17 protein-coding genes, 2 pseudogenes and 1 riboswitch are annotated in these 21,464 nt (G+C 69.3%); of the genes and pseudogenes, 6 read left to right on the forward strand and 13 right to left on the reverse strand.

Annotation, left to right across the window (positions count from 1 at the left end):
- Nucleotides 1-9: 9 nt before the first annotated feature.
- Nucleotides 10-1,848, reverse strand: a complete 1,839-nt coding sequence (ilvD, locus tag IE157_RS03185) for a dihydroxy-acid dehydratase (protein ID WP_098053526.1) — start codon at nt 1,846-1,848, stop codon at nt 10-12.
- A 265-nt stretch (nt 1,849-2,113) separates the two neighbouring features.
- Here ilvD and IE157_RS03190 point away from each other — a divergent pair, with 265 nt between their 5' ends.
- The gene (locus IE157_RS03190; RefSeq protein ID WP_064846518.1) at nt 2,114-3,640 is read left to right on the forward strand and encodes a gluconokinase; all 1,527 of its coding nucleotides are present in this window, start codon (nt 2,114-2,116) and stop codon (nt 3,638-3,640) included.
- 20 nt (nt 3,641-3,660) lie between these two features.
- Here IE157_RS03190 and bioD read toward each other — a convergent pair whose 3' ends face one another.
- From bioD to bioB, 4 genes are all read right to left on the reverse strand, one after another.
- Nucleotides 3,661-4,377, reverse strand: a complete 717-nt coding sequence (gene bioD / locus IE157_RS03195; protein WP_193519073.1) for a dethiobiotin synthase — start codon at nt 4,375-4,377, stop codon at nt 3,661-3,663.
- Nucleotides 4,374-5,648, reverse strand: a complete 1,275-nt coding sequence (locus IE157_RS03200; RefSeq protein ID WP_193519074.1) for an 8-amino-7-oxononanoate synthase — start codon at nt 5,646-5,648, stop codon at nt 4,374-4,376. Before IE157_RS03200 ends, bioD begins: the two co-directional genes overlap by 4 nt.
- Nucleotides 5,645-7,012: an adenosylmethionine--8-amino-7-oxononanoate transaminase gene (gene bioA / locus IE157_RS03205; RefSeq protein ID WP_318281279.1), complete on the reverse strand. Its 1,368-nt coding sequence runs from the start codon at nt 7,010-7,012 to the stop codon at nt 5,645-5,647. Before bioA ends, IE157_RS03200 begins: the two co-directional genes overlap by 4 nt.
- Nucleotides 7,013-7,088: 76 nt before the next feature.
- A complete protein-coding gene (gene bioB / locus IE157_RS03210; RefSeq protein WP_064846516.1) occupies nt 7,089-8,486 on the reverse strand; it encodes a biotin synthase BioB in 1,398 nt (465 codons plus the stop codon).
- Nucleotides 8,487-8,603: 117 nt separating this feature from the next.
- On the opposite strand from bioB, the gene IE157_RS03215 reads away from it, so the two are divergent.
- The gene (locus tag IE157_RS03215; RefSeq protein ID WP_064846515.1) at nt 8,604-9,233 is read left to right on the forward strand and encodes a TetR family transcriptional regulator; all 630 of its coding nucleotides are present in this window, start codon (nt 8,604-8,606) and stop codon (nt 9,231-9,233) included.
- Between the two features lie 146 nt (nt 9,234-9,379).
- Here IE157_RS03215 and IE157_RS03220 read toward each other — a convergent pair whose 3' ends face one another.
- A complete protein-coding gene (locus IE157_RS03220; RefSeq protein WP_318281280.1) occupies nt 9,380-10,090 on the reverse strand; it encodes a LysR substrate-binding domain-containing protein in 711 nt (236 codons plus the stop codon).
- Nucleotides 10,091-10,177: 87 nt separating this feature from the next.
- On the opposite strand from IE157_RS03220, the gene IE157_RS03225 reads away from it, so the two are divergent.
- Nucleotides 10,178-10,639 carry an NAD(P)-dependent oxidoreductase gene (locus tag IE157_RS03225; RefSeq protein WP_404820587.1) on the forward strand — a complete coding sequence of 154 codons (462 nt, stop codon included), beginning with the start codon at nt 10,178-10,180 and terminating at the stop codon, nt 10,637-10,639.
- Here IE157_RS03225 and IE157_RS03230 read toward each other — a convergent pair.
- From IE157_RS03230 to IE157_RS03255, 6 genes and pseudogenes are all read right to left on the reverse strand, one after another.
- A pseudogene (locus tag IE157_RS03230) lies at nt 10,564-11,895 on the reverse strand (short-chain fatty acid transporter). The gene IE157_RS03225 and the pseudogene IE157_RS03230 overlap by 76 nt on opposite strands.
- 59 nt (nt 11,896-11,954) lie before the next feature.
- Nucleotides 11,955-12,836, reverse strand: coding sequence for a cytochrome c oxidase assembly protein (locus tag IE157_RS03235; RefSeq protein ID WP_193519077.1), 882 nt, complete (start codon nt 12,834-12,836; stop codon nt 11,955-11,957).
- Nucleotides 12,836-13,360, reverse strand: coding sequence for a DUF2243 domain-containing protein (locus IE157_RS03240; protein ID WP_193519078.1), 525 nt, complete (start codon nt 13,358-13,360; stop codon nt 12,836-12,838). Before IE157_RS03240 ends, IE157_RS03235 begins: the two co-directional genes overlap by 1 nt.
- 142 nt (nt 13,361-13,502) lie before the next feature.
- The gene (locus IE157_RS03245) at nt 13,503-14,693 is read right to left on the reverse strand and encodes an acetyl-CoA C-acetyltransferase (RefSeq protein ID WP_085107954.1); all 1,191 of its coding nucleotides are present in this window, start codon (nt 14,691-14,693) and stop codon (nt 13,503-13,505) included.
- Nucleotides 14,690-15,367, reverse strand: coding sequence for a CoA transferase subunit B (locus IE157_RS03250; protein ID WP_193519079.1), 678 nt, complete (start codon nt 15,365-15,367; stop codon nt 14,690-14,692). The genes IE157_RS03245 and IE157_RS03250 overlap by 4 nt, the downstream gene beginning before the upstream one ends.
- The gene (locus tag IE157_RS03255) at nt 15,351-16,163 is read right to left on the reverse strand and encodes a CoA transferase subunit A (RefSeq protein WP_193519080.1); all 813 of its coding nucleotides are present in this window, start codon (nt 16,161-16,163) and stop codon (nt 15,351-15,353) included. Before IE157_RS03255 ends, IE157_RS03250 begins: the two co-directional genes overlap by 17 nt.
- Nucleotides 16,164-16,315: 152 nt before the next feature.
- On the opposite strand from IE157_RS03255, the gene IE157_RS03260 reads away from it, so the two are divergent.
- The gene (locus IE157_RS03260) at nt 16,316-17,119 is read left to right on the forward strand and encodes an IclR family transcriptional regulator (RefSeq protein WP_064846511.1); all 804 of its coding nucleotides are present in this window, start codon (nt 16,316-16,318) and stop codon (nt 17,117-17,119) included.
- 212 nt (nt 17,120-17,331) lie between these two features.
- Here the strand turns inward: IE157_RS03260 and IE157_RS03265 are convergent.
- Nucleotides 17,332-18,080, reverse strand: a pseudogene (locus IE157_RS03265) (3-hydroxybutyrate dehydrogenase).
- 254 nt (nt 18,081-18,334) lie between these two features.
- Nucleotides 18,335-18,421: riboswitch (SAM riboswitch) on the forward strand.
- Between the two features lie 14 nt (nt 18,422-18,435).
- Here IE157_RS03265 and IE157_RS03270 point away from each other — a divergent pair.
- Nucleotides 18,436-19,647, forward strand: a complete 1,212-nt coding sequence (locus tag IE157_RS03270) for a cobalamin-independent methionine synthase II family protein (RefSeq protein WP_098053537.1) — start codon at nt 18,436-18,438, stop codon at nt 19,645-19,647.
- Nucleotides 19,648-19,998: 351 nt separating this feature from the next.
- Complete coding sequence (locus tag IE157_RS03275; protein WP_193519081.1) at nt 19,999-21,426, forward strand: MFS transporter; 1,428 nt, start codon at nt 19,999-20,001, stop codon at nt 21,424-21,426.
- Nucleotides 21,427-21,464: the final 38 nt, after the last annotated feature.

Here is a 21,464-nt window from a genome sequence, read left to right on the forward strand (position 1 = left end):
GGACCGTCCTCAGTCCTCCACGACGCGCACTGCGCCCTTGTCCGCGGAGGTCACCATGGAAGCGTACGCCCGCAGCGCCTTGGACACGCGACGTTCACGCGGCTTGGTGGGCTTCCAGGGGGCGTCACCCTTCTCCTGGCGACGGCGCGCGAGCTCGGCGTCGTCCACGTTGACCCGCAGCACGCGGTTCTCCACGTCGATCTCGATCTCGTCACCGTGCTCGATGAGACCCACGGCACCGCCGGCCGCGGCCTCCGGGGAGATGTGGCCGATCGAGATCCCGGAGGTGCCCCCGGAGAAGCGGCCGTCCGTGATGAGCGCGCACTTCTTCCCGAGCCCCAGGCCCTTGAGGTAGCTCGTGGGGTACAGCATCTCCTGCATGCCCGGTCCGCCCTTGGGTCCCTCGTAGGCGATGACGACGATGTCCCCCTCCTTCACGTTCTTGGAGAGGATCTCGTGCACGGCCTCGTCCTGGGACTCCACCACGAAGGCCCGGCCGGTGAAGTGGAACAGGTCGGGGTCGATCCCGGCGGTCTTGATCACCGCGCCGTCCTCGGCGATATTGCCGAACAGCACGCAGAGCCCACCCTCCTTGGTGTAGGCGTGCTCCACGGAGCGGATGCAGCCCTCGGCGGCGTCCACGTCGTGGTCCTCGTACTCGTTGGCCTGCGAGAACGCCTGGGTGGTGCGCACGCCGCCCGGTGCCGCCAGGAAGAACTCCTTGGCGGCGTCGGATGCCTTGCCCGAGCGGATGTCCCACTCGTCCAACCACTCGCCCATGGTCTGCGAGTGGACGGTGTGGACGTCCTCGTTCAGCAGCCCGCCGCGCCGCAGTTCACCCAGGATCGCGGGGATGCCGCCCGCCCGGTGGACGTGCTCGATGTGATACTTGGTGGAGTTCGGCGCCACCTTGGCCAGGCACGGGACCTTCCGGGACAGCGCGTCGATGTCCGAGAGATTGAAGTCCACCTCGGCTTCCTGCGCGGCGGCCAGGATGTGCAGCACCGTGTTGGTGGACCCACCCATGGCGATGTCCAGGGCCATGGCGTTGCGGAACGCTGCCTTGGTGGCGATGTTGCGGGGCAGCACGGAGTCGTCGTCGTGCTCGTAATAGCGCTTGGCGGATTCCACGATCCGCCGCCCGGCCTCCAGGAACAACCGCTTGCGGTTCACGTGCGTGGCCAGCGTGGTGCCGTTGCCGGGCAGGGACAGACCCAGCGCCTCGGTCAGGCAGTTCATGGAGTTGGCGGTGAACATCCCGGAGCACGAACCGCACGTGGGGCACGCGTTCTCCTCGATCTGGGCCAGCTGCGCGTCCGTGACGGACTCGTCCACGGCCAGGGCCATGGCGTCCACGAGGTCCACGCGGTGCTCCACCACGCCCTCCACGCCCTCGCCGGATTCCATGGGGCCGCCGGAGACGAAGACCACGGGGATGTTCAGGCGCAGCGCGGCCATGAGCATGCCGGGGGTGATCTTGTCGCAGTTGGAGATGCACACCAGGGCGTCCGCGCAGTGCGCGTTGACCATGTACTCCACGGAGTCGGCGATGATGTCCCGGGAGGGCAGGGAGTACAGCATGCCGTCGTGGCCCATGGCGATGCCGTCGTCCACGGCGATGGTGTTGAACTCCTTGGCCACGCCTCCGGCCTCGCGCACCGCGGAGGCCACGAGCTCCCCCATGTTCTTCAGGTGCACGTGACCGGGGACGAATTGCGTGAAGGAGTTCGCGATCGCGATGATCGGCTTGCCGAAGTCCTCGCTGCCCATGCCGGTGGCGCGCCAGAGGGCGCGGGCACCCGCCATGTTCCGACCGGTGGTGGACGTTGCTGAACGTAGCTGCGGCACTGTGACCCCTTCCCGAAGGCTGGGCCGGGACGTGGACGGCGCGAAATGCGCCGTTCTCCCGGCAAAAAGTGTTCCCTCCAGGATACGCGTGACCCCGACACAGTTTTCACATAGCAGACAGCAGTCTCACCATTCGGGACGAGGGGACGACGACGCCGCCGTCCGTCCCGCGCGCCCCGGACCCCGGCGCCGTCGTCCGCCGAGCGCGCACCGGGCCCGTCCCTAGACTGGGAGGACGGCACAACCGCGAGGGAGCAAGACGCAGATGGGCAAGCACAAGAACACACCGTGCATGGACGACGGCGTGGACTTCGCCGTGGAACTGGACCGGGCGCAGGACCCCCTGGTGATGACCCTGGACATCGGCTCCACCGCCACGCGCGGCTCCGTGCATGACGCCACCGGGACACCCGTGCGCGGGTACCGCCACAAGATCCCCCACGCGTTCACCACCGCGGCGGACGGCACCTCCGTGATCGACCCGGACCAGGTGGTGGACGAGATCCGCGAGATCCTGGACGTGGTGTGCGACCGGAAGGAGCTCGCGGGGCGGGTGCGCGGCGTCGGCCTGGACTCCTTCGCGTCCTCCCTGGTGGGTGTGGACGCGAAGGGTGACCCCGTGACCGAATGCTTCACGTACGCCGACTCACGGTGCGCGCCGCAGCTGAAACAAATGCGCGAGGAACTCGACGAACGGCAGGTCCAGCAGACCGTGGGCGCGCGCCTGCACACGAGCTACCTGGCCCCGCGGTTCCGGTGGCTCGCGGAAACGCGCCCCGAGGACTTCGAGGCCGCAGAGCGCTGGCTGAGCATCGGCGAGTACGTGTGGTTGCGTCTGCTCGGCACCACCGCCGCGGGTACCGCGACCGCCGCGTGGACGGGGCTGCTCAACCGCCGTTCGGGCAACTGGGATCGGCGGATGCTCAAGGCCGCCGGCATCACCGCGGACGCGCTCTCCCCGGTCCTCGAACCCCACGAGCCGCTGCCGGACGTGGATCCCGATCGCACCGCGCGTTGGCAGGGGCTCGCGGACGCGCAGTGGTTCGCGCCCGTGGCGGACGGGCTGTGCGCCAACCTGGGGGTGGGCGGATCGGACGAGCACACGATCGTCGCGTCTGCGGCGACCTCCGGCGCCATGCGGGTCCTGCTGCACCACCGCCCCCAGGACATCCCGCCGGGGCTGTGGTGCTACCGCATTGACTCCTCCCGGTGCCTGCTGGGCGGCGCCCTCAACGACGTGGGCCGCGCCGTGAGCTGGTTGCTCGACACCCTCGCGCTCGACGGCGTCGTACTCGACGAGATCGCCGCCGCGGATCCCTCCCCCGACACCCCCGGGGTGCTCCCCTTCCTGACCGGCGAACGCTCCACCGGGTGGGCGGGCAGTGCGCGGGCGGTGTTCGCAGATGTGTCAGCGTCCACGGATGCCTCCGCTATGGCGCGCGGGATGCTGGAGGGGATCGCTGGTTCCTACCGGAGGGTGTCGGACGAGCTGGAACGGGCCGCCACGGACGTGGAGCGGATCGTGGCGGCGGGCCGGGTCACCCAGGAGTTGCCGTCCTGGTTGCAGATCCTGGGCGACTACCTGGGCACCCCCGTGATCCACCAGACCATCAAGCGGTCCACGTGCCGCGGCAATGCCCTGCTCATGCTGGAGTCACTCGCGCCGGACGTGGAGTGCTCCTCCCCGGAACCCGCGGGGACGTACACCCCTCGCGATTCCGCGCAGGAGTACTACCGGGGTGTCCACGACCGTTTCGAGCGGCTCTACGGGGCGGCGGTGGAGGGCTCGTGAGCCCCGTCCATGTGCCGTCTTCAGCTCACGCCGACGTTCCATCCCGCGGGGACCGCGCCCAGTAGGGGGATGTGGTGGCCGCTCACATCCGGCAGGTCCGCCAGGTAGTCCCGATTGGATTCCTGCACCGGATCGGGGTGAGCCGGCCAGGATCCCAGCACGACCCCCGACACCCGCACGCCCCGGTGGTGCAGGGCCTCCAGGGTCAGCAGGGTGTGGTTCAGGGTTCCCAGGTCCGGGCGGGTCACCACGACCGTCCCGACGTCCTCCCCCGCGCGGCCTTGCAGCTCCCGCGCCAGATCCGCGATCGTGTGCTGCTGCCCGTCCAGTTCCACGAGCACTCCCCCGCTGCCCTCCACCAGCACGAGGTCTTGGGATTCCTGTAATTCCATGACCCGCTCCACGTGCGCGGTGATCGACAGAAGGTCCACCCCGTCGATCGCCGCCGCGGGAGGCGGGGCCATGGGCTCGGTGAGCCGCTGTCCCTCCGCCACGGTGAGCGCCGCGGACGGCACGCCGACGGTATGAGCCAGCCGAGCGACGTCGTCAACGTCCCCCGGATCGTCCCCGCGCACGCCTGTCTGTTGGGGCTTGTAGACCGCGATCCGTTGGACTCCGGAGGACCATGCGGCCACCGCGAGCGCCGCGGTCGTGTAGGTCTTGCCCACGTCCGTGTCCGTCCCCGTGACGATGGTGATACGGGGAAGGGGCGCATGGGCGAGTGGGTTGTGAGTCATGCGGTGACCTCCTGGACGGATGGCGTACCTCTATCGGCGCCGGAACCCGGGGCCGGAACGGGTCGCGACGGCGCGATCCGGCCGGGGCCGGCGCCCATTCCCGGCGTGGACGGCTCCAGAGCGCGCAGAACCTCCCGCACCCGATCCACCGCCCCCGACAATTCTTGTAATTCCATGTTCGCGCGCGCCGTGAGACGCAGCCTGCTGATGCCGTCCGGCACCGACGGCGGGCGGAAGCATCCCACCGCCACCCCACGCTCACGCAGGGTCCGGGCCGCGTCCACGGCGAGTTCCGCCGATCCCACGGGCACCGACTGCACCGCAGCGTGCGCGAGAGGCACGTCCAGCGCGCGGGCCACGAAGGCCGCGCGCTCGTGCAACCGGTCCGCAAGGTTGGGCCGCCCGAGGACGATCCGGGCGGCCTCCGCGGCGGCCGCGGCACTCGCCGGTGCGAGGGCGGTGTCGTACACGAACGGGCGCGCACGGTTGAGCAGGTGGTCGCGCAGCAGCTCGGACCCGAGCACCGCCCCGCCCTGCGCGCCGAGCGCCTTGGACAGCGTCACGGTCAGGACCACGTGCGGCGCGCCCGCGAGACCGAGTTCGTGCACGAGCCCGCGACCACGGCCGGCGACCCCGATCCCATGGGCCTCGTCCACGAGTAACAACGCATCGTGCGCGCGACACACCCGCGCCAGCGCCTCGAGCGGTGCGCGATCCCCCCACACCGAGTACAAGGATTCGACGACGACGATCGCCCGCGACTGCGACCGCTCCGCCAGCAGCTGCTCCACGTGGGCCACGTCCGAGTGCCGCGCGATCCGCACGGGCGAGCGGGACAACCGGGCACCGTCCACGAGGGAGGCGTGCACGTGGGCGTCCGAGACGATGAGGGTGTCCACATCTCCCAACGCCGTGAGCACACCCGTGTTCGCCGCGTACCCGCTCGAGAAGACCAGGGCCGCGGGCTGACCCGTGAGCTCGCACAGGGCGCGCTCGAGCTCCTCGTGCACGGGCAATGTGCCCGTGACGAGCCGCGACGCCCGTGAACCGGCCCCGTACCCGTCCAGTGCGCGGTGCGCCGCGGCCACGACGCGGGGGTCCCGCGACAGGCCCAGGTAGTCGTTGGACGCGAGGTCCACACACGGCCCTCGCATGGGCCGCAGTTCACGCCGCAGTCCCAGTTCGTCGCGTTCCCGCGCCCGGTCGTGAAGCCAATCGTCAAGGGGTCCCGCGGCGGTTCCGGCCGCGGCCGCTTCCGTGTGCGCGTTCATGCTCCGGCCTCCCTTGTCACGTCCCGGGCCGCGTGCACCACGGCGTGGGCGATGCGGCGGGCGTCGTCGTCCGAACAAATGTAGGGCGGCATCGCGTAGAGCAACCGACCGAAGGGCCGCACCCACACACCGTGCTCGAGGGCTGCGCGCGTCAACCGTGCACTGTCCGGGGCCCGATGGAATTCCACGACACCCACCCCTCCGATCACCCGCACGTCCTCTACCGCGTCGAGTTCGGCGGCCGCGGGGAGGATCTCCCGGAAGGCGGTTTCCAGTCGGGTGATGTCCCGGCGCCACGTGTCCCGGAGCATCCGCACGGACTGCAGGGCCACCGCGCACGCGAGCGGGTTGGCCATGAACGTGGGCCCGTGCATGAGCGCACGCTGCGGTGACGCCGTGATGACCGTTCCCACGGATCCGGACACCAGCACAGCGGCGAGGGTCATGTATCCGCCGGTCAGGGCCTTGCCCACGCACATCACGTCCGGGACCACCCCGGCCCACTCGCACGCGAACCACCGCCCGGTGCGTCCGAACCCCGTGGCGATCTCGTCCGCGATGAGCACGAGGTCCAGCTCGTCCGCGATCTCCCGCAGGGCTCGCAGACAGCGCGGGTCGTACGTGCGCATCCCGCCGGCTCCCTGCAGAACGGGCTCCACGATGACGCCCGCGAGCTCGTCCCGGTGCGCCCGGGCCGTGGCGCGCACGTCCGCGATCCACCGCGCGATGTCCTCGTCCGGCCCCACCCACTCGTGATCCTCCCCCGACGACGACGCCGCGGGAGGCGGTGCCACGAACAGCTGCTCCGCCACCAGCCCGGAGAATTCGGCGTGCATCCCGCCCTCGGGGTCGCACACGCTCATGGCGCCAGTGGTGTCCCCGTGGTAGCCGCCGCGCACCGTGAGGATGCGCCGACGCTGCGGCCGGCCGCGCGCCGCCTGGTACTGCACCGCGAGCTTCAGCGCGACCTCCACGCTCACGGAGCCCGAGTCTGCGAAGAACACGTGCTGCAGCTCGGGCGGGGTGACCTCCACCAGCAGCTCCGCGAGTTCTACGGCCGGGCGGTGCGTGAGCCCCCCGAACATCACGTGGGAGAACTCGGTGATCTGGTCCACGGCGGCGCGGTCCAGTTCCGGGTTGCGGTAGCCGTGCACGGCGCACCACCACGAGGCCATGCCATCGATTGCCCGGATCCGGTCCCCCTCAGGAGTCTCCAGGGTCAGGGTCACGCCCTCCGCGGCCAGCACCGCGTGGGGTGCGGGTCCGTCCAGCGGTGCGTAGGGGTGCCAGAGCAGCCCGCGGTCACGAGCGGCGAGGCGGGTGGGCTCCACGGCGTTGTCACCCTGTTCTGCCGTCTCTGCCACGGCACCCGCGGCGGGGCAAGAAGCCTCCCCGCTGCTCTCGGCGGGCGCGGTGCCGTGCGTGATCTGCGGTGCCGGTTCAGGCATTCGGCGCCACCGAGGTCCCCGCACCACGACGCCGCACGGTCGGGCTCAGCTCGATCCTCACCCGGGTGTCGTTCTCGTCGCGTTCGGGCCCGTCGCCCGAGCTCAACAGGGCGGCGAGCGCCGCGGAGACCGGGGCAGCTGACCGAGTAGGGACCGGGCCCTGCGCGGTCGAGGGCAGCGCGGCGTCGTCACCCTGATCGGAAAAGACGGGGTCGAAGGGGGCCGGACCGCCGCCCGAGGTTGCATCGGGACCGGCAGCTCCACCGGTTCCGCACGTGGCCCCGCAGGGCGTGCTCGCCGGGCCTGCCGAGCCCGTCTGACCTGCCTGGCCCGCCGCAGCCTGCTCGGGAGCCGCGCCGCTCGAGGCGTGGGCGGGCACCGCGGCGTCGTGCTCACGGGAAAGGTCTGGCCCCGCACCAAGGACGGTGAAGCCGGCGTCCGCGATCATGTCCAGGTCCGCCTTGGCCGCCTGCCCTTCGGAGGTGAGGTAGTCGCCCAGGAACAGGGAGTTGACCACGTGCAGGGCGAGCGGCTGCAGCGAGCGCAGGTGCATCTCGCGGCCACCGGCCATGCGGATCTCCTTGTCCGGGCACACGAAGCGCACAACGGAGAGGATCTTCAGGCACTTCTGCGGGCTCAGCTGCCACGTGCCTGCCAGGGGCGTGCCGTCGAAGGGCATGAGGAAGTTCACCGGCACGGAGTCCGAGCCCAGATCCCGCAGCGCGAAGAGCGCCTCAACGAGCTGCTCGTCCGTCTCCCGCATGCCCACGATCAGCCCGGAGCACGGGGAGAGCCCGGCGTCCTTCGCGCGCTCCACGGTGTCCACGCGGTCCTGGTAGGTGTGGGTGGAGCAGATGGACTCGTAGTGGGACTCGGCGGTGTTGAGGTTGTGGTTGTAGGCGTCCACGCCCGCGCCGCTCAGCGTCTCCGCCTGGCCGTCCTTGAGCAGGCCCAGGCATGCGCAGACCTCCACATCCGGGTGCTGCTCCTTCAGCGCCTCGACCGTGCGGGTCACGTTGCCCACCTCACGGTTGGACGGGCCGCGACCGCTCGCCACGAGGCACACGCGGCTCGCACCACCGCGGATACCGTACTCGGCCTGCTCCACCGCCTTTTCGGGGCTCAGCCACGAGTACTTGAGGATGTCTGTCCCGGCGTTCAGGCGCTGGGAACAGTAGCCGCAGTCCTCGGCGCACAGCCCGGACTTCAGGTTGACCAGGTAGTTCACCTTCACGGTCATCCCGAAGTGTTCGCGGCGCAACCGTGCGGCGGCGGCCACGAGGTCCAGCATGCCGGGGTCGTCGGTGTGCAGCAGTTCGAGGGCTTCGTCCGGGGTCACGGGGTCGCCAGCCAGGACGCGCTCGGCCAGCTCGGCAGGGTTCTTGAACATGGTTCAATTATTGAACGCCGTTCAAGAAAGTCAATTCTCCAACGCCCGCCCCGCGCCGCACCGGCCGATCGGTAGAGTCACACGCAGCACCCGACCGAGCACCCCGAGAGGAGCACCGTGGCCCTGAACCGCGATGACGTGGTGGATGCCGCGTGGCACATCCTGCAGAGCTACGGCCTGGGTGATCTCTCCATGCGCCGCCTCGCCAAGGAGCTCGAGGTCCAGCCCGGCGCCCTCTACTGGCACGTGGCCAACAAGCAGGAGTTGCTGGCGGTGCTCGCCCAGCGCATGGTCGCACCGCTCGCCGCCGACCGCGCGGTGCACGACGACGCCGCTCCCCGCGCCGTCCGCTCGGCCGGTCACGACGGGGCGGGTCCGGGGCACTCCGATGACGGCCGCACCGAGCCCGGCCACCTCGACCCCGCTCGGGTTGCCGCGGAGTTCCGTCGGCTGATCCTCGCGGTGCGCGACGGCGCGGAGGTCGTCGGCGTGGCCCACGCCCTCGATCCGCTCGACCTGCCGCCGGTTCCGCTACTCGTCGCGGCCCTGTCCGCCACGGGTCTCACGCAGCGGACCGCCGAGAACACGGCCCTGACCCTGGTCCGGTTCACACTGGGCTCCGTCACCGCTCAGCAGACCCGCGAGGCCATGGGGCTGCCCACCACTGACAGCGCTCCGCGGTTCGAGGCCGGACTGGCCCTGATCCTCGGTCGTGAGGCAGCACCCCTCGAGAGGTCCGACCCATGACACGGCCCGCCTTCACCATCCGTCTCCCCGAGCCCGACGACGCTCCCGCCCTCGCGGCCGTCCACGTGCGTTCCTGGCGTGAGACGTACGCGGGCATACTCCCGGAGCGCTTCTATGACGAGACGGCGCAGCGGCGTCGTCGCCACTCACGCTGTGCCGGCTGAAGCGGCCAATTGGTCCTTCATGTCCTCGACCGCCGCCCGGAGCGCGTCCATCACGGCCTTCACCGCGGGGCGCTTCAACAGGTCCGGGCGCGAGACCGCCCAGTCGGACGCACGGAACGCGAACTCCTCGGGGAAGAGCCGCACGAGGTCCCCGGCGCGATCGGCCAGGTAGCACGGCAGCAGGCCGATACCCGCCCCGGACCGGGTCAACTCCACGTGCACCATGGAGGACGTGGCCCCGATCGACTGGTGCATCCGCGGCAGATGCCGCACGGGATCGATCAGCTCCGGGACGTCCTGCATGGACTCGATGAAGTAGAGCAGAGGGTGCTCCTGCAGTTGGGCGGGGGACTCGACGGCCGGGTGGCGTTCCACGTACGCCGCGGACGCGTAGAGCCCCAGGAAGTAGTCCGCCAAGTGGAACGACTCGTTCCGGGAGACCTCTGGGCGCCCCACGGCCACCGCGACGTCGATCCCCACGAGGTTGGCGCTCGGGCGGCGCGCCGCGTTGATCATCTCGAGCCGCACACCGGGGTGGGTCTCGGACAGCCTGCGCATGGCCTCACCCACGGCGATCCCGCCCAGGCCGTCCGGGGCCAAGACCCGCACGAGCCCCTTCACCCCGCCTCCCGCACCGCCCGATTCCAGGGCGAGGGAATCCAGGGCCCTCTCGATGCCCTCGGCGGCACTCACGAACTGTCGACCCAGATCCGTGGGCTCCCACGCCCCGTCCGATCGGACCAGGGCGTCCTGGCGCTCGCCCCGAAGGACGCCCTCCTCATCGACAGTTCCACGATCGACGTGGAAACCGCCCTGGAGCTTCACAAGGCCGTGGCGGAGAAGGGTTTCGCGTTCGTGGACGCCCCGGTCTCGGGCGGAATCAGCGGTGCTGCGGCGGGAACACTCACGTTCATGATCGGGGGCGACAAGGACACCGTGGCCCGGGCCGAGCAGGTCATCACTCCCATGGCGGGTCGGATCGTGCACACCGGCGGGCCGGGCATGGGGCAATCGGCCAAGATCGTGAACAACATGATGCTCTTCGTCAATCTCGAAGCGTGTGCGGAGGGTTCCGTCCTGGCCGCCAAGGACGTGGGGCTCGCGCTGTCCGCCGGTGAGCAGACGGGCGTGGACCTCCCCGCGGCCGCCCGGAGCACGACACGCGCTCAGACCCCCGCGCCCACGACCAGCATGGTGGCGGTGAAGACGATTCCGGAGACCAACAACACCACGGTCGTGTAGCCCAGGATGTCCCGGATCTTCAGTCCCGCGATGGCCAGCAACGGCAGGGCCCAGAACGGCTGGATCATGTTCGTCCATTGATCGCCGTAGGACACGGCCATGATCACCACGGCGGGGTCCACGTCCAGGCGGGCGGCGGCGTCCAACAGGATGGGTGCCTGGATGGCCACCTGCCCGCCGCCGGACGGGACGAAGAAGTTGACCAGCCCTGCGGACAGGAAGGCCAGCAGGCCCAGCGTCTGGGGCGATGCCACGGCGACGATCGAGTCGGAGAGCACCTGGATCAGCCCCGTGGCGGTCATGATGCCCATGATCCCGGCGTACAGGGGGAACTGCAGCAGGATGTCCCCCACGTTCGACGCGGCGTTCTTGACCAGGCCCATGACCTCGAACGTGTTGCGGGACAACAGGAAGATCAGCCCCAGGAACATCCAGTTCACGATGTTCAGGGTGACCGTTCCACCCCCGGCGAAGTGGATGACCAGGTAGGCCACCAGTGCCAGGCCCACGAGAGTCGTGGGGATGCGGGAGGCATCCAACCGGTCGGCCGGGGCCTCTATGACCGGACGCTCGATCTCCTGTTCGGACTGGGCGAGCGCCTCGGCCGTGACCGTGTGGGACTCGGGAACGCTGCGCGGTGCCACGAGCCAGAGCGCCAGGGCCACCAGGATCAGGGTGACGACGATCGCGCTGATGTTCCATTACGAGAAAATGGTCTCCCTGATGGGAATGATGTGGCCCACCTGCTTCTCGATGAACGAGCCCGGGGTCGCGGCGGTCAGTGGGCCGGAGCCCGAATACCCCATGTGCCACACCACGAACCCGGAGAACCCGGACGCCACGAGCATCGGGAAGCTCACGGCCTGGCGCCTGCGCGCGAACTCCGCGGCGACCTCCCGGGCGAGCAGACCGCCGACCACCAGGCCGAAACCCCATGTGATGAGGGAGGCCACCGCAGCGATGACGAACACGAAGATGTAGGCGCGCAGGGGTGAGCGGGGCACCGAGGCCAACTTGCCGAGACCGGCGCGCACGGGCCGGGTACTGGCCAGGGCATGACCGAGCAACAGCACCAGCGCCATCTGGGTCATGAACTCCAGCAGCCCAGACAGTCCCGTGCCCCATCCCTGGATCACGGCCACGGGCCCGGAATCGGTCAGCAGCAGGGCCATGAGGGCCACCAGGACGGTGAGGACTATGGCGAAGATCAGCGCCGAGGGGATGAACCTCTCCACGGCGGTGTTGAGCGGCCGCATCACGCGGGCCAGCGGCGGTTCGGACCGGGCGGCGGTGGCCTGCGGGGTTCCCGGGGTGCTCATGACAACGGCTCTCGATGGTGGCGGGACACGGGTGGTTCTCCGATCTGGGTCAGGGTTGGGGACATGCGATCGGTTGCCGGGCGCGGGCGCGTGGCCCGGTGGTGGTCCAGGAACAGCAGGACGATCAGCAGGACGTCCACGACGTCGCCGCCGTAGTACATGACCTGCGCGCCCACGTGGGCGTCGTGGGGCGCGACTCCCGCGGGCGGATGCGCGTAGAGCCACTTGGCCAGGACCGAGTGCGCCGCGATGAAGAGCACCAGGACCACGGCGCGCACCCGGAAGGACGAACGATGCGGATCGGGGTCCGGTCCGGCAATGGCCGCCGTGAACACGTAGCCGGCCAGGAAGATGTGGGTGTGGACGAGCGCGTGGCCCCACGCGGAGGCGTGCATCCAGTGGAACAGCGCGGTGGTGTAGAGCAACCACAACCCGCCGGCATTGAGGATCGCGGCCACCACGGGGTGCGTGACCCAGCGGACGACCGGGAACCGCAGCACCCGCGAGACCCGGCGCGCCCCGGCGGTGGACAGCCCGCGCAGCGCCACCCGCACGGGCGCGCCCAGGACGAGCAGCAGGGGTCCGAGCATCCCCACCAACAGGTGCCCCACCATGTGAGCGGTGAAGCTGGTGTGCCCGGCGTGGGCGAGGGGCCCCACGAGGCCCACCCCCACGCCCAGCAGGCCGACGTAGAAACTCACGGGACGCCACGGACTCGGGCCCGTCCTGTGACGGCCCGACCACAACAACCACCCGTACCCCGCGGCAGCCAGTACCAGCACCACCACGACCAGCCACTCGAACACAGGCCATCCGACAGCAGCGGTGGTCTCCGCGTGGTGGGTGTGATCCGCATGGTGGGCGTGGTCCGAGGACATCAGCGGGTCCGATAGGCCCGCGCGCCGCGCCGCAGCACCACGAACCCGATGAGCATGAGGATCACCGCGGTGCCGTTCCACACGAGGTCGTACGGCAGGATGTCCACCCCGTAGCGGATCTGGTGGATGCCCAGCAGCTTGTGGTCCACGATGCCATCGAAGAGCTGGAAGGTCCCCACACCCAGGATCACGGCCCCGATCCAGTGGGGCCAGTGCACCCCACCCCGTCGGCGCACGTCAGCGAACAGGAACAGACCCCAGATGGTGATGAACCACCCGAAGGCGTGGAAGAACCCGTCCGTCACGAGGGCCACCTCGTGCGTGGAGAGGTCGTAGAAGTGATGCCACTGCAGGCCCAGGTGGAAGATGAACAAGTCGATCATGGAAGCGGCGATACCGCATCCGAACAGGAACCCGGACAGCGCCGCCCGCTTGCGGGTGCGCCGCGGGTCCGGGACAGGCCCGCCCCCTGATCCAGGGCCCTCCAACGATGTCGAGTCCGGTGTGGATGCCGTGTGCGCCATAGTTCCTCCTGAATCCATTCGATCAACCCGGCCGCCCGCCCCCGGGGACCACACGGGCCGGTCAGCCGGCTCGAGCCGGGCCGCCCCTGGTGCGGGTCACGCCCGCCCCGGGTCCGGGACGGGCGTGACCCACCTGCAAGGCTCAACGGCTCAACAACAACGCCTCACCCTGACCGCCGCCACCGCACAGGGACACGGCGGCCTTGCCGGAGCCACGCCGCGCCAGTTCCAAAGCGGCATGCAGCGCGATCCGCGCGCCCGAGGCCCCCACGGGGTGGCCCAGGGCGATCGCACCACCGTGGATGTTGACCTTCTCGGGGTCCACGCCCAGGTCGCGCACCGACTGCACGGCCACGGCCGCGAACGCCTCGTTGATCTCGATGAAGTCCAGATCCTCCAGGGTCCAGTCGGACCGCGAGAGCGCGTGCTCGATGGCCCGGGAGGGCTGGGAGTGCAGGGAGGTATCCGGACCGGCCACCTGACCGGGTTTGCCCACCACGGCGAGCCACTCGAGTCCGTGCTCCTCCGCGTAGCCGCGCGTGGTCAGCACGAGGGCCGCAGCGCCGTCGGAAATGGGGGACGAGTTGCCCGCGGTGATGGCGCCGTCCTTCGTGAAGGCGGGGCGCAGCTTGCCGAGGCCCTCCGCGGTGGAATCCGGGCGCACGCCCTGGTCCTCTGACACCGTGATCGGATCGCCCTTGCGCTGGGGCACCTCGATGGGCGCGATCTCGTCCGCGAAGATCCCGTCCTGCTGGGCCTTGCCCGCGAGTTGGTGGCTGCGCGCGGCCACCGCGTCCTGCTCGGCGCGGTCGATCTGACGCTCGCCGTTGCCGGACTCGGTGAGCTCACCCATGGGCACGCCCTTCTCGACGTCCACGAGCCCGTCGTGGGCGAGCGAGTCCGCGAGCCGCATGTCCCCGTAGGACTTGCCCTTGCGGGCGCCCAGGGCCAGGTGTGGCGCGTTGGTCATGGATTCCATCCCGCCGGCCACGACGACGTCCGCCTCACCCAGGCGCAGCATTCGTGTCGCTTCCGTGACGGCCACCAGACCGGACAGGCACACCTTGTTCAGGGCAGCCGCCGGGACGGTCTTAGGAAGTCCGGCCTTCACCGCGGCCTGCTTGGCCGGGTTCTGCCCGGTGCCCGCCTGCACCACGTTGCCCATATAGACGTAATCCACGTCCTCGGGGGAGACCCCCGCGCGCTGCACGGCGTGCTTGATCGCGTGCGCGCCCAGGTCCACGGCGCTCAGGTCCGCGAGCGCGCCCAGCAGTTTGCCCTGGGGTGTGCGTGCTCCGTTGACGATCACCACGTCATTGGCGTTCTCTGTCATTTCTCCTCCTGTACGGGCACGGAGTCCGGGGTGACGTCCATGAGCTCAACCCGGTATTCGGCCTCGGTCTTGGCTGCTACTTCTTCTTCGGTCACACCCGGGGCGAGGGTCCGCAACACCAGCCCGTGTTCCTCCACGTCGAAGACGCACAGGTCGGTGATGATGCGGTTCACGACCCCGACACCGGTCAGGGGCAGATCGCACTCCCGCTTGAGCTTGGCGGAGCCGTCCTTGGCGACGTGTTCCGTCAAGACCAGCACACGGGGTGCTCCGGTCACAAGGTCCATGGCCCCGCCCATTCCCTTGACCATCTTGCCGGGAATCATCCAGTTGGCCAGGTCGCCGCGCTGCGAGACCTGCATGGCCCCCAGGATCGCCATCTTCACGTGTCCACCGCGGATCATCGCGAAGGACATCGCGGAGTCGAAGATCGCGGCCCCCGGCTGCAGGGTGATCGTCTGCTTCCCGGCGTTGATCAGGTCCGGGTCCTCGTCCCCCTCGTACGGGAACGGGCCCATGCCCAGCGCCCCGTTCTCGGTCTGCAGCACCACGCTCACGCCCTCGGGCAGGTTGTTCGCCACGAGGGTCGGGATCCCGATGCCCAGGTTCACGTAGTCGCCGTCATGCAGTTCCGACGCCGCGATGGCCGCCATCTCATCACGCGTCCAGCTCATGCCACCGCCCCTTCCGCTCCGCCGTTGCCCGCGCCCCGGGCGGCACCACCGCCGGTCCGCACGTCCGTTCCGCCCTCCGACGACGACGCCGCGCCGCGGGCCTCGGTCGCGTGGTGCGCTGCTCGATCTCCTTGGGCGCCCCCGAGTACTGCACCACGTGCTGCACGAAGACCCCGGGGGTCACGATGTGGTCCGGGTCCAGCTCACCCGGGGCCACGACCTCCTCGACCTCCGCGAACGTGATCCGCGCGGCCGTGGCGCACACCGGGTTGAAGTTGCGCGAGGTCCTCCGGTAGATCAGGTTGCCGTCCGTGTCCCCTCGCCACGCGTGCACCAGGGCGATGTCCGCGACGATCCCGCGTTCCAGGATGTAGGTGCACCCGTCGAACTCCGCGGTGGGCTTCCCCTCCGCCACGCGCGTGCCCACACCGGTGGCGGTGTAGAACGCGGGGATCCCCGCACCGCCCGCGCGCAGCCGTTCGGCGAGCGTGCCCTGCGGGTTGAACTCGACCTCGAGCTCACCCTCCAGGTACTGGCGGGCGAACTCCTTGTTCTCCCCCACGTACGAGGACAGCACCTTACTCACCTGCTTGTTCTCCAGCAGCAGACCGAGCCCTTTGCCGTCCACGCCCATGTTGTTGGACACCACGGTCAGGTCCTTGGCTCCGTTGTCCCGGACCGCTTCGATGAGGTCCCGCGGGATCCCGGACAGTCCGAAACCGCCCACCGCCACGGTCATCCCGTCCCGCAGCGTCTCGGCGAGCAACTCGGCCACGTTGTCCCTGAGTTTGGACATGGTCACCCCTCCAGTGCGTGATCTGCCTCTCAGGCTAGAAAGTGACCACATCTTGGTCAATGCTTCACCCGTAATCGTCGGTGAAGGGATCACAATCTGAAAAACTGTCGCTAGTCTGTCCATATTGTGAACGTCCCGACGCAGGAGCGTGTATGACCCCGCAGAAATCCCGGAACCCGCAGTCCTCCCCGCAGGGCACGCAGGTGGTCTCCCGGATCGCCGCGATCCTGCAGGCCGTGGCATCCGGGGAGTCAGCCGGATCCACCGCGGCCATCGCCCACCGCACGGGGCTGACCCGGCCCACCGCGCACCGATTGCTCGCAGCGCTCGCCGCCGAGGGGTTCGTGGACCGCACGGAGGACGGCAACTGGGCCCTGGGTCCCGAACTGCACATCCTGGGCACGGTGGCCGCCCAACGTTATCCCGCCCAGGACCTCGCGACCCCGTGCCTGCAGCGGCTCGCCGAGGCCACGGGCGAGTCCGCGTTCTTCTCCGCTCGCCGCGGCAACGAGGTCATCTGCCTGGCCCGGGTGGAGGGGGCGTTCCCGGTGCGCTCGCACGTGCTCTACGAGGGCCTGCGGTTGCCCCTGGGCGTGGCCTCCGCGGGACTCGCGATCCTCGGTCACCTACCCCCGGACCAATTGGAGACCGCCCTCGCGGACACCCGGGAGGAGCGGACGCGCCTCGGTCCACAGCACGACGACGCTCACGTCCGCCGCCTCGTCGCCCAGGTCCGGGAGGACGGCTGGTCCCTGAACCCCGGACGTATTGTGGAGGGCTCGTGGGGCATGGCGGCCGCGGTGTTCGACGCGACCGGCCAACCCCGCTACGCACTCTCCCTGACGGGGATCGAACCCCGGTTCACCGCGGAACGCAGACCCCGCCTCGGGGCGGCTTTGCTGGACCAGGCCCACAGGCTCTCCACGGCGCTGCGCGCGGGGGCCACGACCGTGTGAACCGGACGCAGCGGCGTCGTCCCGTACCGTCAGACCCCGCGTTCTCGCACCCCGGAACATCTGTGTCCCGATACCGCATGCGTTGTGCGACTGCGGGTGTTTTTTCGGGACGCAGATGTTCGGGCCCTTGGCCGGAGAGGGGCCGTGGAACGCGGGCCATTGCCTCGACACCGAACGGCAGCGAGGGTGGACGCGGCGACGTCGCCCCGCACTCAGAACGCCGTCCAGCCACCGTCCATCGTGTAGGACGCACCCGTGACCATGCCCGCGGACGGGCCGGCCAGGAACGCGATGAGCTCGCCAACCTCCTCGGGTTCCACGAGGCGCTTGATCGCGGACTCGGTGAGCATGATCTTCTCGATCACCTGGTCCTCGGGGATCCTGTGGGTCGCGGCCTGGTCCTTGATCTGCTTGTCCACGAGCGGGGTGTGCACGTAGCTGGGGTTGACGCAGTTGCTGGTCACACCGTGCTCAGCGCCCTCCAGGGCCACGGTCTTGGACAGCCCTTCGAGCCCATGCTTGGCCGTGACGTACGCGGATTTGTACGCGGACGCGCGCAGACCGTGGATGGAGGAGACGTTGATGATCCGGCCCCATCCGCGCTCGTACATGTGCGGCAGTGCGGCACGGATCAGCAGGAACGGAGCCTCGAGCATGAGCGTGAGGATGCGGTGGAAGTCCGCGGGGTCGAAGTCCTGCACGGGGGCCACCTTTTGGATCCCCGCGTTGTTGACCAGGATGTCCACGTCCAGGCTCAGTTCGGCGAGCGCGGCGGTATCCGAGAGGTCCACGACCCAGGCTTCCCGCCCACCTCGGAGGCCGTCGTCTGAGCGGCTTCTTCATTGATATCCGCGACGACCACGTGGGCGCCGCGGTCCGCGAACGCCTGCACGGCGGCGCGGCCGATCCCGCTGGCCCCACCGGTGACCAGGGCCTTCTTTCCCTCGAGTGATTGCTCCATGACAGCCTCTTTGCGCGTGGACGGTTCTCCTACCGCGTCACGCTACGCCCCGGGGGGGGGCCGCCGGGTCACGATCCGGAACGGACCACCCCGGACCAGCTACGAGTCACAGCCCGCACCGGAGTCCGCCGGGTCACGGAAGCCCCGGTGACCCCAGCCCGAGGGGCCGGGGCAGGAGGAACCCGGGGAGCGGCGTCGTCGTCCGACACACCACGACTGGCGTCCGCTCCTCGCGATGCTGTTGGATGGAGCAGTACCCATCCAGAGCGGCCGAGAGATCTGGCTCGTGGAAGCCGCAGCAACCGGGGTGACACCGGTGCTAACGCCAGGACCGATGGAAAGGAACAGCACAGCCATGCCCTTGAACACCGATCGCATCCAGACCACCCACGTGGGCTCCCTGCCTCGCACGCCCGAGCTGCTGAAGGCCAACAACCGTTTCCAGGCGGGCGAGATCGACCTCTCCCAGCTGGGCGAGGCGCTCGACGAGGGCGTCACAGAGATCGTGCGCACCCAGCGCGAGATCGGCATCGACATCGTCAACGACGGCGAGTACGGCCACACCACGTCCGGCGCCGTGGACTACGGGGCCTGGTGGAACTACTCGTTCCACCGCCTGGGCGGGCTGACCCCCACGGACGAGGACCGCTGGAACGAGGGCGAGAAGCACCGTTCCAGCCCGGGACACATCGTGCTCACGAGCTTCCCCGACCGCCGCGACCGGGAGCGCTTCCGGGACGCCTATGAGGACCCCACAGCGGGCGTGCTCGTGCACCGCAACACGGTCTCCCAGCCCAAGATCACGGGCCCGCTGACCTACACGGGTCAGGAGGCTGTGGCCGGGGACATCCGCCGCGTGAAGGACGCGATGGCCCTGAACGGTGCCACGCAGGGCTTCGTCGCGGCACTGTCCCCCGGCTCCTGCGCGCGCGTGAAGAACGAGTACTACGCCACGGACGAGGAACTGGTCTACGCGTGCGCGGACGTGATGCGCGAGGAGTACAAGGCCATCGTAGACGCCGGACTGACCGTGCAGATCGACGACCCCTCGATCGCCGAGTCCTGGGACCAGATCAACCCCGAGCCCACCGTGGAGGACTACCTGGCCTTCACCCAGCTGCGCGTGGACGCGCTGAACTACGCACTGCGCGACCTCCCCGAGGAGCAGATCCGCTTCCACCTGTGCTGGGGTTCGTGGCACGGCCCGCACACCACGGACCTCGAGTTCAAGTACCTCGTGGACCTCATGCTCACCATCCGCGCGCAGGGCTACAGCTTCGAGGCGTCCAGCCCGCGCCACGGCCACGAGTGGAAGGTCTGGAAGGACCACCAGCTGCCCGAGGGCAAGGTGGTCTACCCCGGTTTCGTCTCGCACTCGACCAACGTGGTGGAGCACCCCGAGCTCGTGGCGGACCGGATCGAGCAGTACGCGTCCGTGGTGGGCAAGGAGAACGTGATCGCCTCTACGGACTGCGGTCTGGGCGGGCGGTTGCACCCGCAGATCGCGCTGGCCAAGCTCGAGTCCCTCGTGGAGGGTGCGCGGATCGCGTCCGAGCGCCTGTTCTGATCAGGCCGCGCGGCTGGTCCTGCAGCTTTTAGTCCCACCGCGTCGCTGACCGTTCCGGTTCCCCGATCTTCCCGGACGACGCCGCCCGCCCCCTTCCGCTGCGCCCGCACCTTCCACGGTGCGGCACGGCGGGAGGGGGCGTTGCCGTGTCATGAACGCGTCACAACGGCCGACATGCTGCCCGCCCGGGTGAACGGCCCGGGAAAAATATACGATTTAGTACACGAAACGTGTGGTGCGCTTCACATTCTTTCGTACACTTATTTCGAGACCAATCGGTCGGTTATTCCCCTGATCCACCCCGCCACTGGCACCCCACGGACCCCGCGTCCGCCGATCCTGGAGACCCACATGGCATCCACCACCTCAGCGCCCGCTCAGCCGGCGCACACCATGACCCGAGAAGAGCGCAAGGTCCTTGCGGGCACCCTCGTGGGCACCACCATCGAGTGGTACGACTTCTTCATCTATGCGCAGGCGGCCGCCTTCATCCTGGCCACCCACTTCTTCAACCCGGCGGGCGAGCAGAACGCCACGCTGGGACAGATCGTCGCCTGGGCGTCCCTGGGCATCAGCTTCCTCTTCCGTCCCCTGGGTGCGATCGTGGCCGGTCACATCGGTGACAAGTACGGGCGCAAGATCACCCTGGTCATGACCCTCTTCGGGATGGGCGCGGCCACCACGCTGATCGGCCTGCTGCCCACGTACGAGCAGATCGGTATCGCGGCCCCCATCATCCTGCTGGTCCTGCGTATCCTGCAGGGCTTCTCCGCCGGTGGTGAGTGGGGTGGTGCGGCCCTGATGTCCGTGGAGCACGCGCCCGCGAACAAGCGCGGCTTCTTCGGCGCCTACCCCCAGATCGGTGTGCCCCTGGGCGTGCTGATGGCCACCCTGTTCATGTTCGGTCTGAGCACCATCCTGACCCCCGAGCAGTTCGAGGCCTGGGGCTGGCGCGTTCCGTTCCTGTTCTCCATCGTGCTGATCTTCGTGGGTTGGCTGATCCGCCGCTCCGTGGACGAGTCCCCCGTGTTCCTGGAGATGCGCCAGCGCGCCAAGGAGTCCTCCGCTCCCCTGGACCAGCTGTTCCGGACCAACTCCCCGCAGGTCATCCTGGCCGCGCTGATCTTCGCCGCGAACAACGCCGCGGGCTACCTGGTCATCGCGTTCTTCGCGTCCTACGGCACCAAGGCCCTGGGGATGTCCCGCCCCGAGACGCTGATCGCCACGCTCGTGGGCGGCGTCGGGTGGCTCATCTTCACGATGTTCGGCGGGTGGATCTCGGACAAGATCGGGCGCAAGCTCACGTTCCAGATCGGCTACGGCATCATCATCCTGTGGGCCATCCCCATGTGGTGGATGCTCAACACGGCGTCCCTGCCCCTGTTCGCGGCCGCGATCTTCATCCTGACGATCGGCCTGGGTCCGTCCTACGGGCCGCAGTCCGCCATGTACGCCGAGATGTTCCCGGCCCGCGTCCGCTACTCCGGTGTCTCGATCGGTTACGCCCTGGGGTCGATCATTGGTGGCGCGTTCGCCCCCATGATCGCCCAGCTGCTGCTCAACCGCACCGGCGCCGCGTGGACCATCGGCCTGTACATCTCCCTGATCTCGCTCGTGTCCTTCATCGCGGTCTCCTTCGTCAAGAAGTCGGACCAGGGCAAGGACCTGCACGTCGCGGAGGTGCACCAGGAGTACGTCCGGGCGCACCCGGACGAGATCGTTCCCCCGGTGGCCGGCGAGCCCGAGACCACCGCTCCGGCGCGCATCCGCCGCCACTGATCCCCGACATACGAACCAACCGTCCCGGCCTCTGATTC

Origin of the sequence: Kocuria marina, from assembly GCA_014652975.1 — a bacterium.
GTDB lineage: Bacteria > Actinomycetota > Actinomycetes > Actinomycetales > Micrococcaceae > Kocuria > Kocuria marina.